This is a genomic window from Mycolicibacterium agri (assembly GCF_002553505.1).
Classification (GTDB): domain Bacteria; phylum Actinomycetota; class Actinomycetes; order Mycobacteriales; family Mycobacteriaceae; genus Mycobacterium; species Mycobacterium agri.
Genome location: NZ_PDCP01000251.1, coordinates 1 through 526 on the forward strand (window position 1 = coordinate 1; position 526 = coordinate 526).

2 protein-coding genes are annotated in these 526 nt (G+C 63.5%); one reads left to right on the forward strand and one right to left on the reverse strand.

Annotated features, from left to right (window positions below; all coding sequences use genetic code 11):
• Window positions 1-26: 26 nt before the first annotated feature.
• Entirely contained in the window at window positions 27-188 is a 162-nt protein-coding gene (locus tag CQY20_RS35870; RefSeq protein WP_234816551.1) for a hypothetical protein, read from the reverse strand.
• Between CQY20_RS35870 and CQY20_RS34050 the strand changes: the two genes are divergently transcribed.
• A partial coding sequence (locus CQY20_RS34050; RefSeq protein ID WP_272938851.1) for a GTP-binding protein occupies window positions 162-526 on the forward strand: 365 nt, incomplete at its 3' end. The genes CQY20_RS35870 and CQY20_RS34050 overlap by 27 nt on opposite strands.

Below are 526 nucleotides of genomic sequence, written 5' to 3' on the forward strand. Positions count from 1 at the left end.
TGTCCGGCGACGAATTCCTCGTAACTTCACTGGAACTCGAAGAGGTGTGACAGATGGGCCGCTTCCACCGCCACGACCGTGACCACGATCATGAGCACGGACACGATCATGAGCACGGACACGGACACGATCACCATCGTGAGCAGCGTCGTGTCGACGCAGTGCCTTCGGGCGGTCACGGCGATCACTCAGGCTATGGCACCGAATCCGACCGGGTCGTCGTGCTCGAGCGCATCTTCGCTGAGAACGATCAGACGGCTGCAGCGAACCGTGGCGACTTCGACCACGCCGCCGTGACGGCGATCAACCTGATGTCGTCACCCGGTGCGGGCAAGACCATGCTGCTGCGTGAGACGCTGCTGCGGCTGCGGTCGCGGCTGCGTATCGGCATCGTGGAGGGCGACATCGAAACCAGTATCGATGCCGACCGCCTCGAGGGCCTCGGCGCTGCGGTGGCGTTGATCAACACCTCCAATGGTTTCGGGGGCGAGTGTCATCTCGACGCACCGATGGTGCGCTCGGCACT